Genomic DNA, 19731 nt, shown 5'->3' on the forward strand with positions numbered 1-19731 from the left:
ACCGCACCACCCGGTTCAGCGTCCACCGGCGATCAGCAGCGGAGCCCCGCCCGGCGCGGACGCCGGCCGGCCGTTCGCCGCGGGCACACCGAGCAACGGCGACGCCGGTACGGTCGACAACAGCCCACGCACCGCCAGCTCGGGCGTCACGCCCTCGCCGAACCAGTACGCCTCCTCCAGATGCGGGTAACCGGACAGCACGAAGTGCTCCACACCCAGTGCGTGGTACTCCTCGATCCGGTCGGCGACCTGCGTATGACTCCCGACCAGCGCGGTGCCCGCACCGCCCCGCACAAGACCGACGCCCGCCCACAGATTCGGCGAGATCTCCAGCTTGTCGCGTGAGCCGCCGTGCAGCGCCAGCATCCGCTGCTGCCCGACCGACTCGCTCCGCCCCAGCGCCTGCTGAGCGGCGGCGATCGTCTCGGGATCGAGATCGCCCAGCAGCCGGTCGGCCGTCGCCCACGCCTCCCGCGACGAGTCGCGGGAAATGGTGTGCAGCCGGATACCGAAGCGGACCGTACGGCCCTGCTTCTCCGCCAGCCCGCGGATCCAGTCGATCTTCTCCTTCACCGCGGCCGGTGGCTCGCCCCAGGTCAGATAGACATCGGCATGCGCGGCGGCCACCGGCCCGGCCGCTGCCGACGACCCGCCGAAGAAGATGTCCGGCAACGGGTCCGGCGGCAGCGCGGTCAGTCCGCCCTCCACCTGGTAGTGCTCACCGTCGAAGTCGTAAGACCGCCCGCTCCACGCACCACCGAGAGGAATTCGGCGGTCCGCGCATAACGCCGGTCGTGGTCCAGATGGTCGCCGAACCGCCGCTGCTCCGTCGAGTCGCCACCCGTCACCACATTGAGCAGCAACCGTCCCCGGGCGATCCGCTGATACGTCGCGGCCATCTGCGCCGCGAGCACCGGCGAGATGACACCAGGCCGGAATGCCACCAGGAACTTCAGCCGCTCGGTGTGCTGAGCCAGTGCCACAGTCGTCAGCCAGGCGTCCTCGCACCAGGTGCCGGTGGGCGTCAGCACCGCCTCGAAGCCCAGCTGCTCGGCGGCCTTGGCGATCTGCGCCAGATACTCGATGTCGGGCGCACGCACCCCGCTCACCGGAGTGATCCGGTTCCGCCTGATCCCGCCGTCGGTGTACGCGTGCCGGTCGACGAGCGTACGTCCGTCACCGCCGGTGGGCAGGAACCAGTGCAGATGAACACTCATGACGAGGCCTCTCCGTACGAACGGGGAGCTGCGGAGGACGGGGGCAGATCGCGGTTGAAGCGGGTGTCGACGTAGTCCTTGAGGGTGAAGCGCCGCGGAATGAGCTTCAGGTCGGCGAAGGTGTCGGCGACCGCCTGCTCGGAGGCGATCGCAGCAGGATCGATGGCACCCGGCTCCCGTAGCACCGATGTTGAGGGTGACGCTGCCCCTGCCGTCGGTGTTGTCCTTGGTGGAGGCGGACGTGGCTCCGCCGCACGCGGCCAGCAGTAGGACAAGGGGGGAGCAGGGCGGGCAGGGTACGGCCTCTCATCGGCTTCTCCTTCATCGGGGCGTGCCGGAAATCGGTGACCGACGGATGACTGTTCAGGCGGCTTCGGCGGCCGCGGCGGCACTCTCGACACCCAGTTCGGCCAGCAGCCGCGAGCGCAGTGCGGCGAACTCGGGACTGCCCACGGTGCGCGGCCGGTCCAGGGCGACGGGGGTCTCGTACGCGATCGCTCCGTTCCGCATCACCAGCGCACGGTCGGCCAGCAGCAGCGCCTCGTCCACGTCGTGTGTGACCAGCAGCACGGCGCAGCCGCGCCGCTGCCATAGTTCGGCCACCAGTTGCTGAGCCTTGATCCGGGTCAACGCGTCGAGTGCGCCGAACGGTTCGTCGAGCAGCAGATCGGGCTCACGCACCAGCGCTCGAGCCAGCGAGGCGCGCTGTGCCTCACCCCCGGAGAGCGTCTTGGGCCAGGCCCGGGACCGCTCCTTGAGCCCGACTTCCGCCAATGCGCGCTCGGCAAACTCACGTTCGGGCTTTCCGGGCAGCCCCAGCAGCACATTGCGCCAGACCCGCTTCCACGGCATCAGCCGAGGTGCCCGAAAAGCAACGGCGCGCCGCTTGGGTACGAGCACTGTGCCCTCGATCTCACGGTCCAGCCCGGCCAGCACCCGCAGCAATGTCGACTTCCCGCAGTCGCTGCGTCCGAGGAGTGCGGTGAACTCGCCAGAGCGCAGGGTGAGATCGAGCCTGTCGACAACGGCCCTGCCGTCGAAGGAGCGGGTCAGCCCCTCGACCCGCACGGCGGTCTCGGTCCGGTCGGCCGCAGCGGGGGAGCTCACTGCCCCGGGAAGGTCGGTCGCCATTGCAGCAGCAGCCTTTCGAGTATGCGGACGATGACATCGGCGGCGAGGCCGAGGAAGGCATGGACGACGAGGCGGACGACGATGACATCGGTACGGAAGAACTCCCGGGCCTGATTCATCAGGAAGCCGATCCCGGCATCGGCATTGACGGACTCGCCGAAGACCAGTGCCAGCCGTGCGGTGGCGAGCGAACAGCGCAGCCCCGTCATCGCCCCGGGGAGCGCGCCCGGCAGCACCACATGCCGAATCAGAGCACCTGCCACAGCACGAGAAGCAGCAGCGGCCCGACGGTACGCCGGATCCAACGGGGCACCGCCCGTAGGCGCACACCCCGGGCCGGGGCCGGAACAACCGGCTCGAGATCGAGCGACCGACGAGAGGATGAAACAGATGTTTTACCGGATTCTATTGATATGTCCGGTGGGGCGAGAGCATGGCCGATGGTCATGAGGGCTCCACGAGCAGTCCATGGGCAGGGGGAGGCACACCCCGGCCACATGCGTGTGTGAACCGCTGCTGCCGCTACGGCACAGGGGCTACGACACGCGGTCGACGAGGCGGAATACGCCGGGGCACATGCGAACAGGCATGTACGTCAGCGGGAACGGGCGGCCGGAGCGCCCGGTCACCGGTGGGGGGCGGTGCGCTGAAAGGACGTCAGCAGCCGCGACGACAGGCGGCGGAAGCCACCTGCAGCAGGTCGATGTGACCGCGCGAAGTGAGCAGAGCTGAACGGAACATGGCGCTGAACGTAGCGATCCATGGCTGAAACGGTCAATGGCGTCTCGGCACGTGGACGCACGATCTCGCCGCATGAGCGAGAGGATGGAGGCATGCCAAACGCCTTCACCACCAGCGTCCTGCACATCACCACCGGATCGACGGAGACCGTCACCGACCTGACACACGAATGCGAACAGTTCCTCACCCGGACCGCCGCCAGGGACGGTCTGCTCAACATCTTCGTACCGCACGCAACCGCCGGCATCGCCCTCCTGGAAACCGGATCGGGCAGCGAAGCCGACCTTCTGGCCACCCTCCACACCCTGCTGCCCGCCGACGACCGCTGGCAACACCGCCACGGCAGCCCGGGCCACGGCCGCGACCACGTACTCCCCGCCCTCGTCCCGCCGCACGCAACGCTGCCGGTGATCGGGGGGCGGCTGGAACTGGGGACGTGGCAGTCCGTGTGTCTGGTCGATACGAACATCAGTAATACAGACCGTCAGGTGCGGCTGAGTTTCATTGGTTAGCCGGTCGCCTCGCTGGGACTGCAGAGGGGAAGTCCGGCCGCACCAAATGAGCAGCGCGCGTGGGTGCAGCATGGCGGGCGAAGGCGGCCAGCAGGTTCTTCGTCTGCTGGTGGTACACGGGGCATTGCCCTGCTGGCCAGCCAAAACGGCGGTTTCTGAGCCATGTGGTGCGGCGATGGTCCGGGAATGGCCCGGATCTTGATTCGCATCCTCTTGGCGGGGCTTCGTCGTGTGCGGCACGGGAGCAGCCCCGGGCTCCCTTTCGTCACCCGCTTTGCTCTGCCGTACTGCCCTGCGGCTAGTTTGTGTGCAGGACAGGTACGCAGGCCCGTGGCGGCAGAGGTGCACGGGGGACGGGAGGACGGGAAGAGTGTCGCTGCGCGGAGGTGATCCAGCCGAGATCGGCGGTTATCCGCTTGAGGCGCGGCTCGGCTCGGGTGGCATGGGCACGGTCTTTCTGGCCCGTACGAGCTCGGGGCGACCTGTCGCGATCAAACTGATCCACCAGCAGTTCGCGGGGGACGACGAGTTCCGCATCCGTTTCCGGCAGGAGGTGGCGGCGGCGAGGCGGGTGAGCGGCGCGTTCACCGCCGCCGTGGTCGACGCTGCCCCTGAGGCCGAGCAGCCGTGGATGGCGACGACCTATATCGAGGGGCACACGCTCGCCCAGCACATCGCGACGAAAGGCCCGCTGAACGGAGCGGAGCTGAGGAGGCTCGCCATCGGGCTGGCGGAGGCGCTGCGCGACATCCACCGGGTGGGGGTCGTCCACCGTGACCTGAAGCCCTCGAACGTCGTGCTCTCGCCCGAGGGCCCGCGCGTCATCGACTTCGGTATTTCGCGCGCCGTGGACCAGCAGACGCTGACGATGACAGGGCGGGTCATCGGTACGCCGCCCTTCATGTCGCCGGAGCAGTTGCAGGCGCCGCGTGGTGTGGGGCCGCGGTCCGATGTCTTCTCGCTGGGGACGCTGCTGGTCTACGCAGCGACGGGCCACGGACCCTTCGACGCGGACAGCCCCTACATGACGGCGTACCAGGTGGTGCACGAGGAGCCGTCGCTGGATGCCGTGCCGGTGGCCTTGCGCGCGGTCGTCGAGCCGTGCCTGGACAAGGAGCCCGAGGGGCGTCCCTCGGCGGACGAACTCCTCGTGCTGCTGCGGGACCTGCCGGCCGACCTCGGCGGGACCGACGCGAACGGGGTTGGCGCGGGCCGCACCCGCGACATGATCACCCAGCATCACTTCGCGACGCCGGCCACCCCGGCGCCGACTGCCCCGACCACCGCCCCGACCGGTCCCGATACAGGGAGCACCGGCATCCCCATCGGCCGCCGTCTGCGTCGCCGATGGCGTCCCGTGCTCGCGGCCGCGGTCGCGGTGGCAGCGATCGGCGGGGGAGCCGCCGCGCTGAAGGCGGGCGGCTTCGGGGGGAACAGCGGCGGCGACAAGGGCAACAGCGTTGCGGCGCCGGGTGCCGCACTTCCGGACGGCTTCCGGCCGTGGCGCAAGACCGTGCTGGGCGGTCAGGAGGACATCCCCGACGAGCTGCGTTGCGTCGCGCGCGGCGACGCGCTGTTCTGCGGGGGCGGCGGTGTTGTCGCGACCCGTATCAGGGCCTCGGACGGCTCGCGGGTGTGGACGGCGAAGAGTCCGGGCGTGCCCGTCCAGGGCATGCACCTGGTGGGCGCCACCGACGACACGGTGCTCGGTTACCGCTTCGCCGCCCAGGACGCCCCGCAGGGCCCTCCCAGTGAGGTGGTGGCCATCGACGCGAACAATGGCCGGGAGCTGTGGTCCGCGCCGTCCGGCGCCCAGTCGAAGGCCGTCACGGGCCGGACTCAGGACGCCGTTGTGCTCGGCTCCGCCGTTGTGACGGTCGACGCTTCCAACTCCCGCTTCGAGGCCCGGGACGCGCACAGCGGTACGGTTACCTGGAAGACGCCGTTCCCCGCGGGCACACAGTGCGCTCCCGTCCCGGTGGGCCCGCAGCTCTTCGCGATGTGCGCGACGAATGCGGAGGTGGATGCCTTGGAGGTGCGCCACCCCACCCTGTACCCGGTCGACCGCGCCTCGGGGACACTGGGCAGGCACATCGCGGTCGACGGCCCCGCCGTGCCGATGGGCGTCGCCAACGACGGGCTCGTACTCCTTCAGGTGCACATGGAGGGACCGGCGCTGGCCGGCTACGACGGGGTGGCGCGGGTCCACCCGGCCTCGCGGAAGGTCACGTACTCCCGGCTGGCCAAGACATACTCGGGGACGCCCGGCATGGCGGACGGCGCCCTCTACGTGAGCAGCCAGACCGGTCTCGTCACGGCGCTCGACCCCGCGACCGGCCGGAAGAAGTGGTCCCGGCAGACGGGCGTGGAGGGCGCGTCGGGTCCCGTGGCGGGAGCCGGCGCGCTGTATTTCAGCTCGGCCACCGGCCGGGTGGTCGCGCTGTCGCCGTACGATGGCAAACCCCTGTGGACAACAGATCCGCAGGCCGATGGTTTGACGGGCGAGCAGGGCGCAAGCCCGCGCGTGACCGTCGCGGGGCGTGCAGTGATCGTGGCCGCGGCCAAGAACACTCTCTTCGCCTTCGACGCGCAGAAGCCGCCGAAGTCGGGCTGACCCCGGCGGAACGGGCCGCCGGCCGCCTTCCTTGCCGTGCGGACACCTCAGCGGCTCGCTCGGTCGCCTACGCAGCGAGGTCGCGTCTTGTGCGAGTGCGCCGCGGCCGTAGCGTTACGAAAGCCTACTCGCCATGTCCGAACGTCCCATGACGCCGTCCGGCAATCTGGGACTGGGCCGCACTGCTGGACGCACGTCAGCCGACCAGGCCCAGCGCGGCGACCTCGCGCCGTAGCCACTCCTCCTTGGTGCGGGGCAGGTCCCGCAGTGCCTCGTATGTCTCGTAGTCGGCGGCCCGCATCTCCTGGGGCAGGCCCTCCCACCACGGAGCATCAGGCCTGAACGGCCCGAGAAAGTCGTCCCGGTTCCGGCGGCGCCGCTCATCGGCAGAGGCCGGCATCCGGGAGATCCAGCTCATGTCGCGTCGGGCGTCTTCCTGCGTTATGTGCCGTTCCAGATACCGGTCCTGCTGGAAGCGCAGCAGGGACACCTCCGCATTCACCAGGTCCCACAGCGCTGACGGCGCAAACCACCGCGCGTCCACGGTGCCGTCGCTGCCGTGCTGCGGCATCAAGTTCGGGGGCACGAAAGGGCGCAACCCGTCATCACTGAGACGTTGCAAGAGGCCCTGCTCGATCCGGATAGCGTCGTACAGGCGGCGGCATCGCAGTCCCGCGTGGAGTCGCCAGCCATGCGCGCGATGCTCGCTGATGTGGGTGTCCTGCTTCCCCATGGGGGAGGCCTGTACCAGCGTGGCGGCGTGACCCGGGTGGTGCATGATCACGACGCGCCCCGGACTCTTCAAGGTTTCTTCGTCCACCGCGCAGTACCTGCACATACCCTCACTCCAACCCGCCGTGGACCGATCCTCCCCGGTCCAGCGCGGCTCGGTTCCACAGCTGCTGCAGGGCAACCAGGAGCGGTCGACGGCCCCCTGCTTGACCTTCACCCAGTTCTGCACCAGCCAGCCCTGCACGATCTCCGGCCAATCGTCCCCGACTCCGGGCTCCGTCGAGCTGGCACGGGGGCGCGGGACGGCCCGGGGCGGCGGCGCCTCCGGCATACTCTCTACGAACTTCACCACGAGGTCCCACAGGTCCGACACCTTGATGGCGTCCGATGACACCGTCTCAGTCCAGCCGCCCTGCGGCATCTGCGACGAGCTGAGACACGCGCCCAACCCACGTACGGCACGAAGTTCGTTCAGGACCGCTTTCTCCACGGCCTCTGCATGTGGCCGGTAGGGCAGAAGCACCGCACGATGCAATTCCCAGCCGTCGCGGAGGTGCTGGTCGATCCGGGCCGTCTGTCTGCCTTTGCCCCCGGCGACCCCCACCTTGAGCGCCTTGTGCTTGGCGTGGCTGATCACGTACACGTGTGCGGCAGAGCTCACGGTCCCCCCATGGTGCTGACGGTCATCCGGCCCATCTTGCCCGCTGCCACTGACAGCGGGCTCGTTACATCAGATGAATCCCGTCGCACGGCAGCGCCGGTTCCCCCGAGAACGAGTGGGGACTGGGTCCGGCGCCCTGTTCTGGCCGGCTCTTCCGTAGGCGCTGCCTGTCCGCAGCGAACGGCGCCAGGCTTCATCTCCGGAGCGGTGCGTCGGCGCCTGCGCAACGCAATGCGGTCACCGATCCGCCGAAGATTCGTGGGATCAGTCCAGTGAACGGGGCCACCCAGGAAGACTACGACGCCGCAATCACATCAATCATGCGGTGCGGACCGGGCTTTGTGTTGTCGCCCCGCTTGCGGTCGAGCCGGTTCCGAAGTCTCCAGTCGGCCATGTGCCCTTCCCGCCGGAGTGGGGGCGAGGATCCGCTTGCAGGCACCCAGGACATCGGTCTGGCCTGCGGGCACCCGGCCGTCGCTCCCGTGCCCAGGACCGCCGGGTGCTCGCGCTGACGGAGACGGGATAGTCAGAGGCCATGAGCGGGTCCACCGCCGTCGACAGATGACGGCCGGGAGCTCGGCTGCCGCCCGGCCACCCCGTCGTGGCCCTGGGACGCGCTTCCGGACGCGTCCACTCGGAGGTGCTCGGAGAGCCAGGTGTGGATGGCGAGGGCGGTCGTGCGGGAATGATCCTCCAGAACGGTGAAGTGGTCACCGGGCACGGTGATCTCGGAGTGCGGCAGGCTCCATGACTCGGCCGCCTCGATACCGGGCAAGCGGTCTCCGGCCCGGACGAAGAGGGTGGGGGCCGTCAGGGCCGTCGGCTGCCAGCCGGCGTAGAGCTCCAGGTAGCCGGCCATCGCAGTGAGCCGGTCGGTCTCGGCTGAGGCGAACTGCGCGGAGTTGTCCAGCATGCCTGCGGCCATAGCCGAGAGTGCGGGGCCGTCGCCACCGCTGCCGCCGAGGCTGCTGTCCTCGCCGGGGTAGGTGTCGATCAGGATGACGGCGGACGGAATCAGACCCGTGCTCTCAAGCTTTTCGGCGACCACGTGTGCCACCCATCCGCCGGCCGAGCGCCCCAGCAGGACGAACGGCTCGTCGCCCGCACACGCGCGCACGGCGGCGGTCTGTGCCGCCACGAAGGCGTCCAGTGTGGCGGGCAGCAGTTCCTGCGGCAAGAAGCCCGGGTTCGGAAGCACCGAAACCGGACGCCGGTCCTGGAGGGCCCGCCCGAAACGGGCGTACTCGTGCGGCCCTGACAGCGCGCTGAGGGCGGGGAAGCAGATCAGGCGGGTCCCGGAGCCCCCTGTCGCGAGGGTGACGGCCGAGGGTGGTGAGCCGAGGGCCTCGGCGTCCTCGAACACCTCACGGAAACGTGCTGCGATCGTCAGGAGGGCCATCCCGTCCCACGCCTTGCCACGGGCGCACGCTGTACGGAAGAGCGCGGACAAGGAGTCGGCGTCCGTGCCTTTCGGGGCCGAAGTCCTTCTCGTTGCACCGTCCTGCCACCGGGGGGAGGCCCCGCCCGGGGCGGTACCGGCTGCTGCGGGGCCGGTTGTGCCGGGAGCGGCCAAGGGGCCGGGCGCTTCAGGGGCGTCTTGGGACCAGCGTTCCTCCAGGTGGGCGGCGACCCCACGCGGCGTCGGGTAGTCGAACAGGATCGTGGCCGGCAAGGCGAGTCCCGTCAGCGCTGCGAGCCGGTTGCGCAGCTCGACCGCGGCCAGTGAGTCGAGGCCCAGCTCCGCCAGCGCGCGGTCCGCCTCGACCGCGGAATCCCCCGCGCCGTGGCCGAGTGCCAGGGCGGCTTCCGCTCGGACCTGCGAGAGGAGCAGAACACCGCGTTCGCCCGCGGGCATGGCGGCCAGCCGTCGGCGCGGAGAGTCCTCGCCTTCGGTGCCGGGCCCCGTGAGCGATGCGGAGGCCCTCCGTGCGGGCCCACGGCCCGGTACACGGGAGAGCGGCGCCCCAGGTGCCCCGGTTGCCGCCGGGTCGAGACGAGCTGCCACCAGGACTGCGTCCTGTCCTTCGACGGCGGTGTCGAAGAGCGAAAGGCCCTCCTCGGTCCGCAGCGGGACGAAACCGGAACGGGCCATCCGGCGCAGGTCCGCGCCCCGGAGCCCGGCCGTCATCCCACCGCTCTGCTGCCACGGCCCCCAGGCGAGAGAGGTGCCGGGCAGCCCGAGCGCCCTGCGGCGCTGTGCCAGCGCGTCCAGGAACGAGTTCGCCGCCGCGTAGTTGCCCTGGCCACCGGAGCCGAACACCCCGGCCACCGACGAGAACAGGGCGAACACCGCCAGGTCGCTGCCCCGGGTCAACTCGTGCAGGGCGAGGCCCGCGTCCACCTTCGGTCGCAGTACGCGGTCCAGCCGCTCCTGGGTGAGTGCCGGGACCACGCCGTCGTCCAGGACCCCCGCGGTGTGCACCACGCCGGTCAGCGGGTGTGCCTCCGGCACGCTCGCGAGCAGAGCGGCGAGCGCCGTACGGTCGGCGACGTCGCAGGCCGCCACCGTAACCTCCGCGCCTCGTTCGGTGAGTTCCGCGCACAGTTCGGCGGCGCCGGGCGCATCGGCTCCGCGCCGTCCCACGAGCAACAGGTGACGCACCCCGTGCGCGACCACGAGGTGACGGGCGAACGCCATGCCCAAGGAACCGGAGCCCCCGGTGACCAGGACGGTGCCGTCCGGGTGCAGCCGACGTGGCGCACCATCGGCCGTTGTCGTTGCCGTTGCCGCGTGGGATGCGCGGACCAGTCTCGGTACGTACGCGACACCGTGGCGTACGGCCGTCTGCGGCTCGGGGCTCGTCAAGGCTCGGACCAAGGCCGCTGCGGACGCGGGATGGTCGTCGACATCGATCAGTGAGAAGCGGCCCGGGTTCTCGGTCTGCGCCGAGCGGAGCAGCCCCCAGACCGGTGCGTGGACGAGAGCGGCATCGTCGTCGCGCATGCTTCCGTCCGGCTCCGCTCCGGTGGCGACGACACCTGACGTCAGGACGACGAGACGTGAGTTGGCGAGCCGTTCCTCGGCGAGCCAGTCCTGTACGAGCCGCAGCGCCCAGCCGGCCGCACGGTGTGCGGCCGATGCGCGGTCCGGTCCGTCCATCCCGGTGAGCGGAGGGCAGGCGACCACGACGGCCGGTGCGTCGGCTGCCGCCGAGGCCGGATCCGTGTAGACCGCCGACAGGACGCCCGACTGCCGGAGTCTGTCGCTCAGCCGCGGGCCGGGCCCGCCCAGGAGCCCGCACAGAGGCGGCTTTGCCGACATCGCGGCGGGGGAATCCGGCAGACGTGTCCAGTCCAGGCGGAACAGACAGTCGCCGTGGGCACGTACGCCGCTCAACTGCTCGCGGGAGAGCGGACGCAGGGCGAGTGAGCGCACCGTGGCCACGGGGGCTCCGGTCCCGTCGGTCAGCTCAAGCCGGGCTCTGTTCCCCTCTGCCCGGGACACCCGCACTCGCAGTGTGCGAGCGCCGGACGCGTACAGCCGCACACCGCTCCAGGCGAACGGGAGCGACAATGCCGCCCCGGTTCCGCTGCCGCCGCCGTCGTCGCCGTCCGGGACGGCCTGATCCAGCGTCAGGGTGTGCAGCGCCGCGTCCAGCAGGGCCGGATGCAGAGTGAACAGGCGGGCGTTTGCGTTTTCCTCCTCCGGGAGTTCGACCTCGGCGAGGAGGTCGTCGCCCAGGCGCCAGGCCGCCCGCAGGCCCTGGAAGGCCGGTCCGTAACGGAGGCCGCCGTGCGCAAGTCCCTCGTAGAGGCCGATACCTGACTCGGTGCCGAGCGGCAGCGGTACGGCGCTCGCCGGAGGCCATGGAGACGGCACGTCCGCGGAAGTCCGCAGATCCGGAGGGCCGAAGTCCGCAGGGGTCAGGACTCCGGAGGCGTGGCGGGTCCAAGGGCCGTCGTCGTATCCGGGAGCGTGCGTCCGCGCGTGGAACACCACGGCCCGGCGCCCGTCCGTGTCCGCTCGCGCCACCTTCACCTGAAGCTCGACCGTCTCGTCGAGGGACAGCACAAGCGTTGCCGTCAGAGTCAGTTCCTCCAGTACGGAGGCTCCCGCCCGGTCCCCGGCGTGGATCACCATGTCGACGATGGCCGTCGCCGGCAGGAGCACCGTGTCCAGCACCGCGTGGTCGGCGAGCCAGGGCTGGTCACGCAGGGACAGCCGGCCGCTCAGCAGCAGGCCGTCGTCGTCCGCCGTCGACGTCGCCGCTCGCAGGAAGGGATGGGACGAGGCCTCGGGCTCCGCCGTGGATCTCCGCAGGTCGGCCTCCAGCCAGTACCGCTCACGCTGGAACGCGTAGGTGGGCAGCGCCGTACGCCGTGCGCCGCGCCCGGCGAAGACCGCGTGCCAGTCCACGTCCACACCGTGGGCGTGGAGTGCGGCCACCGTGGTGAGCAGCGCGCCGGTCTCCGGCCGTGGGCCGCGCAGCGTCGGGACGACCAGAGGGGCGGGGCCGTCCGCACCGCCACCGGGCGTGGCCGCCGCCGTGTTCGCAGTGGCCGTCTGGCGGCGGCCGGAGAGGCAGTCGCGTGCCAGGCCCGAGAGCACACTGTCCGGGCCGAGCTCCACGAAGTGCGTGGCGCCCCGCTCCCGCAGGTACCGCACCGAGTCGGCGAAACGGACCGGTCGGCGTACATGGTCCATCCAGTACCGGGGCGAGCAGATCTCCTCGGTGGTTGCGGGCCGGTCCGCCACCGCGGTGACGAGGGGAAGTTTCGGCGGGGAGTAACTGACCCCCTGCGCGACCAGGCCGAAGGCGTCGAGCATGGGTTCCATGTGCGCCGAGTGGAAGGCGTGGCTCACCCGCAGACGGGTGGTCTCGCGTCCCTGTTCGCGCCAGTGCGCGATGACCTCCAGCACTGCGGATTCGTCCCCGGAGACGACCACGGAGCGACCGTTCACGGCCGCGATGTCCACCCCTCGCGCCCTGTCCGGTCCGCCCGCCAGGAACGCGATGACCTCGCTCTCGTCGGCCTGTACCGAGGCCATCGCCCCACCGGTGGGCAGCGCGTCCATCAGACGGCCCCGTGCCGCGACCAAGGTGCAGGCGTCCGCGAGGGACAGCACCCCGGCGACGTGCGCCGCCGCCAGTTCGCCGACCGAGTGCCCTGCCACCATGTCGGGGCGTACGCCCCAGGACTCCAGCAGCCGGAACAGGGAGATCTCCAGAGCGAAGAGCGTGGGCTGTGCGAAGCGCGTCGTGTGCAGGAGCCCGCCTGCTCGCGAGCCCCCGGCACCCTCGGCGCTCCCCGTGCGGCCTTCGGCACCCTCGGCGTTCTCGGCGGCGAACACCACGTCCCGTACCGGCTTCGGCAGAAGCGGGTCCAGCAGCGCGCAGATCTCGTCGAAGGAACGGGCGTAGACGGGGTAGGTCTCGTACAGTTCCCGGCCCATGCCGGCCCGCTGGCTGCCCTGCCCGGTGAACATGAAGACGACCGGGCCCCCCGGGCGGGGGCCACTCGTGCTCAGGCCCGGCCGGTAGCGGCCTTCGGCCACCGCGTCGAGCGAGGCGAGCAGTTCGTCGCGGTCAGCGGCCACCAGTACCGCGCGATGCTCGAAATGGGCGCGGGTCGTGGCCAGGGAGAAACCGAGGTCCAGCAGGTCCGTTCCGGGGCGTCCGCCCACGTAGGCGCGCAGTCGCCGAGTCTGCGCCCGTAGCGCCGGGGCGCTCCTCGCCGACACCGGGAACGGCACGGCCGCCACCGGGGCCGCGGCCAACCGGGCAGCCGCGGATCCGCTGTCCGGGTGGCCCGGGGCACCCGGCTCCTCCACCGGCGCCTGCTCGATCACCACATGCGCGTTGGTCCCGCTGATCCCGAAGGACGACACACCCGCACGCCGGGGCCGCCCGGTCCGGGGCCAGGGCACCGAACGGGTCAGCAGCGACACCGCACCCGACGACCAGTCCACGCCGGGGTTCGGCTCCTCGGCGTGCAGCGTACGCGGCAGTACGCCGTGTTCCATCGCCTGGACCATCTTCATCACAGCGGCCATACCCGCCGCCGCCTGCGTATGCCCGATGTTCGACTTGACCGAGCCCAGCCACAGCGGGTGTTCCCGTGTACCGGCCTGCCCGTAGGCCTCCAGGAAAGCCTCCGCCTCGATGACGTCGCCGAGCCGGGTGCCCGTGCCATGCGCCTCCACCGCGTCGATCTCCGCGGGTGCCAGCCGGGCGTCGGCCAGAGCCTGGCGGATCACCCGTTGCTGCGCCGGTCCGTGCGGCGCGGTCAGACCGTTGCTCGCGCCGTCCTGGTTCACTGCGGAACCGCGCACCACGGCCAGCACCCGGTGGCCGGCCCGCCGGGCCTCCGACAGCCGGGTCACCAGCAGCATTCCCGCGCCCTCGGCCCACCCGGTGCCGTCCGCCGCCGCCCCGAACGCCTTGCAGCGGCCGTCGGGGGCCAGCGCGCGCTGCCTGCTGAACTCGACGAAGGAGAGGGGCGCCGACATCACTGTGACGCCTCCGGCGAGTGCCAGTGAGCACTCGCCCCGGCGCAGCGCCTGGGCTGCCAGGTGCAGGGCCACCAGTGACGACGAGCACGCCGTGTCCACGGTGACCGCCGGCCCCTCCAGGCCCAGGGTGTAGGCGATACGGCCGGAGGCGACACTGCCCGCGTTACCGATGCCGAGGTAGCCCTCCACACGTTCCGGTGTGCGGGCGAGACGGCCGGCGTAGTCGCTGTACATGAGTCCGGCGTACACACCGGTGCGCGTGCCGCGCACCGTGCCGGGATCGATCCCCGCGTGTTCGAAGGCTTCCCAGGCGACTTCGAGCAGCAACCGGTGCTGCGGATCCATGGCCAGGGCCTCGCGGGGCGAGATCCCGAAGAAGGCCGGGTCGAAGCGGTCGACGCCGGACAGGAAGCCTCCCTCGCGTACGTAGGTGCGGCCGGCCCGCCCGGGGTCCGGGTCGTACAGCCCGTCCACGTCCCACCCCCGGTCGGTGGGGAAGGGAGTGATGGCGTCGATCCCGTCGTCGACCAGCCGCCACAGGTCCTCGGGGGTCTCCGCGCCGCCGGGGAAGCGGCACGCCATGCCGACGATGACCACGGGGTCCTCGTCCGGACCGGCCCCTTCCGGACGGCTGGGCGTGGCAGTCGCCGTCCCTCCGGTGAGCCGCGCCAGAAGATGTGCGGCGAGCTCGACCGTGGTGGGGAAGTCGAAGGGCGCGGACTCGGACAGCGGGAGACCGGTCGCCGCCGACAGACGGTTGCACAGGACCGTCGACGTCAATGAGTCCAGCCCCAGGTCACGGAACGCGGTGCCCTGCTCCACCTCGTCCACGGCGCAGCCGAGCACGGTGGCGACCTCGGTCCGCACCAGAGCCGTCAGGTCCACCGTCTCCGCCTCCGTCGGCGTGAGGGCCCCGGCCGGCAGAGGGCGCGCGGACAGGCCGGCGAGCGCGTACCGCCTGACCTTGCCCGAGGCGGTACGCGGGATCGCGTCCACCTCGTAGAGGGCGGCGGGCACCTTGAACGGTGAGAGGTGTTCCCGGCAGGCGGCGAGAATCTCTCTCCTGTCGAGGACACCGGCGTTCGCCGGGACCAGGTAGGCGGTCGGGACTTCACCGAGTACCTCGTCCGGGAGGCCGGCCACTGCGGCGTCCCGGATTCCGGGCAGCGCCAGCAGCACCGCCTCCACCTCGGAGGGATGGATGTTCTCCCCGGCCCGGATGATCAGCTCGCTGACCCGGCCCGTGAGGGTGAGTTCACCGTCGGTGCCGATCCGGGCCAGGTCACCGGTGCGGTACCACCCGTCGCGCAGGACCTCGGCGGTGTCGTCGGGCCGCTGGTGGTACCCGGCCATGACACCGGGCCCGGAGACCCACAACTCGCCCTCGCCCGAGGCCTCGGCGCCGCTGCCGTCACCGATACGCGCCCGCATGCCCGGCAGCACACGGCCGCAGGAGCCGGCCACCCGGGCGGCACCCGGTGCCGTCATGGTGATGGGCCCCGCCTCGGTGCTTCCGTAATGATCGAGGAACGGAGCCCGGCAGATTTCCTCGAAGGCCCGCTGGAAAGCGGGAGGGGCGGCCGCGCCCCCGCTGACGCAGCCACGCAGCGCGGGTGCCCCCAGCCCGTCGTCCCCCACGGCGTCGACGAGCTGGGCGTACGTCGCCGGTACACCGGCCAGCAGCGTGAACGGGTCTTCGGTCCGGCGTAGTTCACCCAGTACGGCCGTCACGGAAAACCGCGGCAGGAGCATGGCGGACGCTCCGGTCGCGGTCACCCCGAGGACGCACAGGAGCTGCCCCATGGCGTGGTGGAGGGGGAGGGGCCAGAGCAGGCGGTCGTCCGCCGACAGGCCGAGGACGGCGACGAAACCGGACGCCACCGACGACAGCCGGTTGCGCTGGGTGGACAGCACCCCCTTGGGCAGGCCGGTCGACCCGGAGGTGTAGAGGAGCCAGGCCACCTCGTCGAGCCCGAGATCATCCGGAGCCGGCACAGGCGGCTCGGTGGCGGCCAGGGTCGCGTAGCGGAACATGCCCGCTTCGTCGGCCGAGCCGCCACTCGCCCCCGCCGCCGGGGGTCCGTCCGGCGTTGCGGCATCCTGGACGAGCACCACGCTCAGCCGGGGGCGCTCCGGCAGCAACGGCAGTAACCGGCCCAGGGAGGACTGGTCGGTGAAGACGACCCGGGCCCCGCTGTTGTCCAGCAGGTGTGCCAACTCGGCGGTGGTGCTCCGCGGGTCCATCGGCACACCGACCGCGCCCGCCCTGATGACGGCGAGCACGCTCTCGACGGCCTCCACCCGGCTGTCCAGAAGGATCGCCGCTCGCTCGCCGTGCCGCAGACCGAGGCTGACGAGATGTCCCGCCAGCCGGCCGGTTCGCAGTTCCAGCTCCCCGTAGGTCACACGGGAACGGTCGTCCTGGAAGGCGGTCTTGGTACCGAGACACCGGGCATGCTCCCGGAGCAGATCCGGCAGCGGGCGGAGGGTGGCCATGTGCGCTGTCACCAGGATGAACGCTTCCTCTGGATGCGGGAGTTGCCGGTGAGCACGATAGACGACCGGCGTGTCGGGCCGGGGGAGCGGCGCCCGGCGAGACCTGCAACGGACCGGACCGTGCCGCGGGTTGGCGAGCCCTGAATGGCAGACCCGCCTGCGAGGGGGGTTCCCCGTCGGCCCGCTCCCGCCGGAGGCGACGGCTGGAGCGGCGTCCGTCGATGCGAGACGCGAAGAGCTCGACAACGCCGCGCACGACATGTAGCTCGATGGGGATCGCAGCCTTCGTCCGAGCGGCTTTGTTCGGCATGTGGACGTTGATGCTCATCAGTCCGCGGCTTTCCTTACGGCCGGGAATACTGCTTCGCCCTGGTAGTTGTGGTTCGGAGGGGTGGGAAGCGACAGACGCGAGCGACTGCGCAGGTCCCGGTCGCTGCTCGCTTCTGGTCGGTGATTCCGGGCCGAGCACTCGAAGTCCGCCGATTTGAGGGAGAAACAGACACACTGAAGCCATGCGCCGTAGCGTGGGGGACCTGAAGGATCACCACGGAGGTTGGGGGCTATGAGACCTCGTAGTGCTGCCGTTGCCGGCAAAGACTTTCCTTACACGCCACCCACGACCTGTTACATCGAGGTCCACAAGGACGGTCGGGCACGCGGACCATGCTCACTCCCTCCCGAGGGCCCGCCCGGCGTTATGAGCCTGCGGGGTCAGGAGGACGCGCGGCGGACCAGCCATGCGCCACCCGCGCCACAACAACCCGCCCGAATGGTCCGGGCCGTCCCGGCACCCCCAACGCCCGGATCAACAAGCCCGTCCAGCCCGATCAGGCTGGAGATCACGAAGGGCAGCCCGCTGAGGCACGCGTCGGCATCCGGAGTGTGATCGCGCCGTCGGGAACGCTGATGGTGCTATGAGGGCGACGCGGATCGAGGAGAGCGGTGACACCGCCGCCACTGCCGAGTCGCCACATGGGGCGGTCCCGGGGAACGCCCTTCACCCAGTCGTCGGCACCGATCACGCAGACCGGGTCGGGGTCGAGTCGTCTCCAGCCCTGCGGCGCGCTGCCTGCAGGCGTGCGGGCAAGTTCGAGTCCGGCGTCGCCGGCCTCACGGACCTCTCTCGCGACCTGGAGGAGCAGCTGGGCAACAAACACGATCACAGCTACGTAGATCAGCACTGAGGACGTACGTCCCATGCGGAACACACGAACAGCGGAGTAGATCAGGAGCAGTGCGTTGATCGCGACCAGGACGTAGCCGGCGATGGGCGCCGCGGTGATGATCAGGTCGCTGTTGGTGAGCCCGACGTCCTCGGCCTGGAGGTTCCATGTGGAGAGGAATTCTCCGTACAGGAACTGACTGTAGAAGACCATCAGTGGTCCGCCGGCGACGAACAGCGTCGGCAGGACGACCTGGACGAACCAGGGCGCGTGGGTGCGGTACAGCAGCGGGACCACCGCGATCGCGATGATGACGCCTGCCACGACCAGAACGGCAGTGTCCACCTGCAGGAAGCCGCGCGTGAGCCGGCCCAGGATGACGGCGAGGAATACGCCCGCGACGGCCAGAACGAAGTTGTCCCGCCGCCGCCCGACGAAGGGCTGGAACACCGTGGCGGCAGCGGCGGCCACCACAGCCACGGCTCCGATGGCGGCTGTCAGCAGCCGCGTGTTCGCTCCTGCCGGCGCGAACGTGACGAGAACGGCGATGGCGAGGAGAAGGCTGCTGCACAGCCCGGCCTGCTGCGGGGAGCGTACCTGCGGGGGCAGGCTCATGTTGTGGGCCGGATCGAAGCTCCTTATGAACTGCAGCCTGAGGTCGGCCACCGGGATGCCCGCCGTGCGTGCGAAGGAGGGCAGTTCGCGGCGCGCCTGGTCCTCGTCGGCCCCGTACACCTGTGCGCCCAGCGAGCGGCTCTGCACGAGGTGACGCCACTGAGTGCGTGCACTTTCCGGTGCGAGGCGCCTCAGGACGGTGGGCACCGGGCGTGCCCACCAGGGAGGGGAAGCGCGGCGTGCGCGGACGGCGTAAGTACTGACCACCCGGGGGTGCGGGAGCGGTCGGGTGGCCACCATGCGGACCCGGTGATGCATGCCCACCGCACCGAGCACGTTCGACATGCGGCGGGAGACGTACGCGTGCACCTCACGTGACAGGCCTTCATAGGGGACCAGCACGTCCAGGACCTTGTGGTCGGGGCCCTCCGGACTCGCCTCCTCCTTGCAGACCCGCAGGCCCTCCGCCTCCAGCAGCGCTGTGGCGACCTCGGTGTCGCAGGATGGCACCTCCACCCGGACACGCGTGGTGCGGGACTGTCTGCCCGGTGCGGGTGAAGGCATGTCGAGTGCCAACGGACGTCTCCTTCTCAGTGTTCGGTGGTGTTCGGTCCCGTGCTCGTGGCCTGAGAGGCGTCTTTGGCGTCAGCAGCGCACGAGCACAACGGTGATGTTGTCCCGTCCGCCGGCGTTCATCGCGGCCGCCCAGAGGGCCTTCACGGCCCGGACGTCGTCGTCGGCGTTGTCGGCGAGAAGCGACTCCATCTCGGCTGCGTCCACCAGGTCGGAGAGTCCGTCGCTGCACAAGAGCCAGCGGGTTCCCGGAAGACGGACATCGGTTCCGGAGTGTGGGTGGACGGGTTCGAAGCGGTCCGCTCCGCCCAGGCTCTGGAGGACGATGCTCGTGGCCGCGGCCGGCTCACCGCAGTCGTCCCAGGCCGCACTGGCCGAGTCGTCCACGGAGACCTGGCCCAGGTAGCCTCCGTCCTCGCGGTACAGCCGGGAGTCCCCCACGTTGAACCAGGTGATCTCATGCGGTGTCACCAAAAGGCCGACTGCGGTCGTGCCCGCTCCCGTATGTGCGGGATGAGTGCGGGCCAGTTCGTACAGCTCCGCGTTGACGTCCCGGAGCAACTGCAGGACCTGGGACGCGTCGGTCGTCCGCGGACCGCGCTCAGCCAGACGGCGCACAGCAAGAGCGGAGGCGACCTCGCCCGCGTTATGGCCGCCGAGTCCGTCGGCGACCGCGACCACGACCGATTCCTGCACCACCAGGTTGACCACCAGAGGATCCGGGGTGTCCACACCAGTAGCTGTCAGGACCCCGATGACGAATGCGTCCTCGTTGGCGTCACGCAGCGCGCCGCGATGCGTCATCGCCGTGACGGTGACTCG

General features: G+C 70.7%; 7 protein-coding genes and 4 pseudogenes. 2 read left to right on the plus strand and 9 right to left on the minus strand.

Annotated elements, in window-relative coordinates; genetic code table 11:
- Nucleotides 1-15: 15 nt before the first annotated feature.
- From ACIPEK_RS13975 to ACIPEK_RS13990, 4 genes and pseudogenes are all read right to left on the minus strand, one after another.
- Nucleotides 16-1217: pseudogene (locus ACIPEK_RS13975) on the minus strand (LLM class flavin-dependent oxidoreductase).
- A pseudogene (locus ACIPEK_RS13980) lies at nucleotides 1214-1396 on the minus strand (ABC transporter substrate-binding protein); the annotation flags it as partial. The pseudogenes ACIPEK_RS13975 and ACIPEK_RS13980, both read right to left, overlap by 4 nt.
- Nucleotides 1397-1580: 184 nt before the next feature.
- Nucleotides 1581-2348, minus strand: coding sequence for an ABC transporter ATP-binding protein (locus tag ACIPEK_RS13985; protein ID WP_401994945.1), 768 nt, complete (start codon nucleotides 2346-2348; stop codon nucleotides 1581-1583).
- A pseudogene (locus tag ACIPEK_RS13990) lies at nucleotides 2321-2599 on the minus strand (ABC transporter permease subunit); the annotation flags it as partial. The pseudogene ACIPEK_RS13990 and the gene ACIPEK_RS13985, both read right to left, overlap by 28 nt.
- Before the next feature lie 582 nt (nucleotides 2600-3181).
- On the opposite strand from ACIPEK_RS13990, the gene ACIPEK_RS13995 reads away from it, so the two are divergent.
- Both ACIPEK_RS13995 and ACIPEK_RS14000 read left to right on the plus strand, forming a co-directional pair.
- Nucleotides 3182-3601 (plus strand): secondary thiamine-phosphate synthase enzyme YjbQ, encoded by a 420-nt coding sequence (locus ACIPEK_RS13995; RefSeq protein WP_401994948.1) that lies wholly within the window; start codon nucleotides 3182-3184, stop codon nucleotides 3599-3601.
- A gap of 370 nt (nucleotides 3602-3971) precedes the next feature.
- Nucleotides 3972-6215, plus strand: coding sequence for a PQQ-binding-like beta-propeller repeat protein (locus ACIPEK_RS14000; RefSeq protein ID WP_401994951.1), 2244 nt, complete (start codon nucleotides 3972-3974; stop codon nucleotides 6213-6215).
- Nucleotides 6216-6411: 196 nt separating this feature from the next.
- Here the strand turns inward: ACIPEK_RS14000 and ACIPEK_RS14005 are convergent, their stop codons facing one another.
- The 5 genes and pseudogenes from ACIPEK_RS14005 to ACIPEK_RS14025 all read right to left on the minus strand — a co-directional run bounded on the left by ACIPEK_RS14005 (nucleotide 6412) and on the right by ACIPEK_RS14025 (nucleotide 19713).
- A complete protein-coding gene (locus ACIPEK_RS14005; RefSeq protein ID WP_401994954.1) occupies nucleotides 6412-7590 on the minus strand; it encodes a hypothetical protein in 1179 nt (392 codons plus the stop codon).
- A 217-nt stretch (nucleotides 7591-7807) separates the two neighbouring features.
- Nucleotides 7808-7894, minus strand: a pseudogene (locus ACIPEK_RS14010) (IS5/IS1182 family transposase); the annotation flags it as partial.
- 240 nt (nucleotides 7895-8134) lie between these two features.
- Complete coding sequence (locus ACIPEK_RS14015; protein ID WP_401994956.1) at nucleotides 8135-16558, minus strand: type I polyketide synthase; 8424 nt, start codon at nucleotides 16556-16558, stop codon at nucleotides 8135-8137.
- An 839-nt stretch (nucleotides 16559-17397) separates the two neighbouring features.
- Nucleotides 17398-18912 carry a hypothetical protein gene (locus ACIPEK_RS14020; RefSeq protein ID WP_401994959.1) on the minus strand — a complete coding sequence of 505 codons (1515 nt, stop codon included), beginning with the start codon at nucleotides 18910-18912 and terminating at the stop codon, nucleotides 17398-17400.
- A gap of 69 nt (nucleotides 18913-18981) precedes the next feature.
- Nucleotides 18982-19713, minus strand: a complete 732-nt coding sequence (locus ACIPEK_RS14025) for a PP2C family protein-serine/threonine phosphatase (RefSeq protein WP_401994962.1) — start codon at nucleotides 19711-19713, stop codon at nucleotides 18982-18984.
- Between the last annotated feature and the right edge of the window lie 18 nt (nucleotides 19714-19731).

The organism is Streptomyces sp. NPDC088246, from assembly GCF_044741025.1.
Lineage (GTDB): Bacteria > Actinomycetota > Actinomycetes > Streptomycetales > Streptomycetaceae > Streptomyces.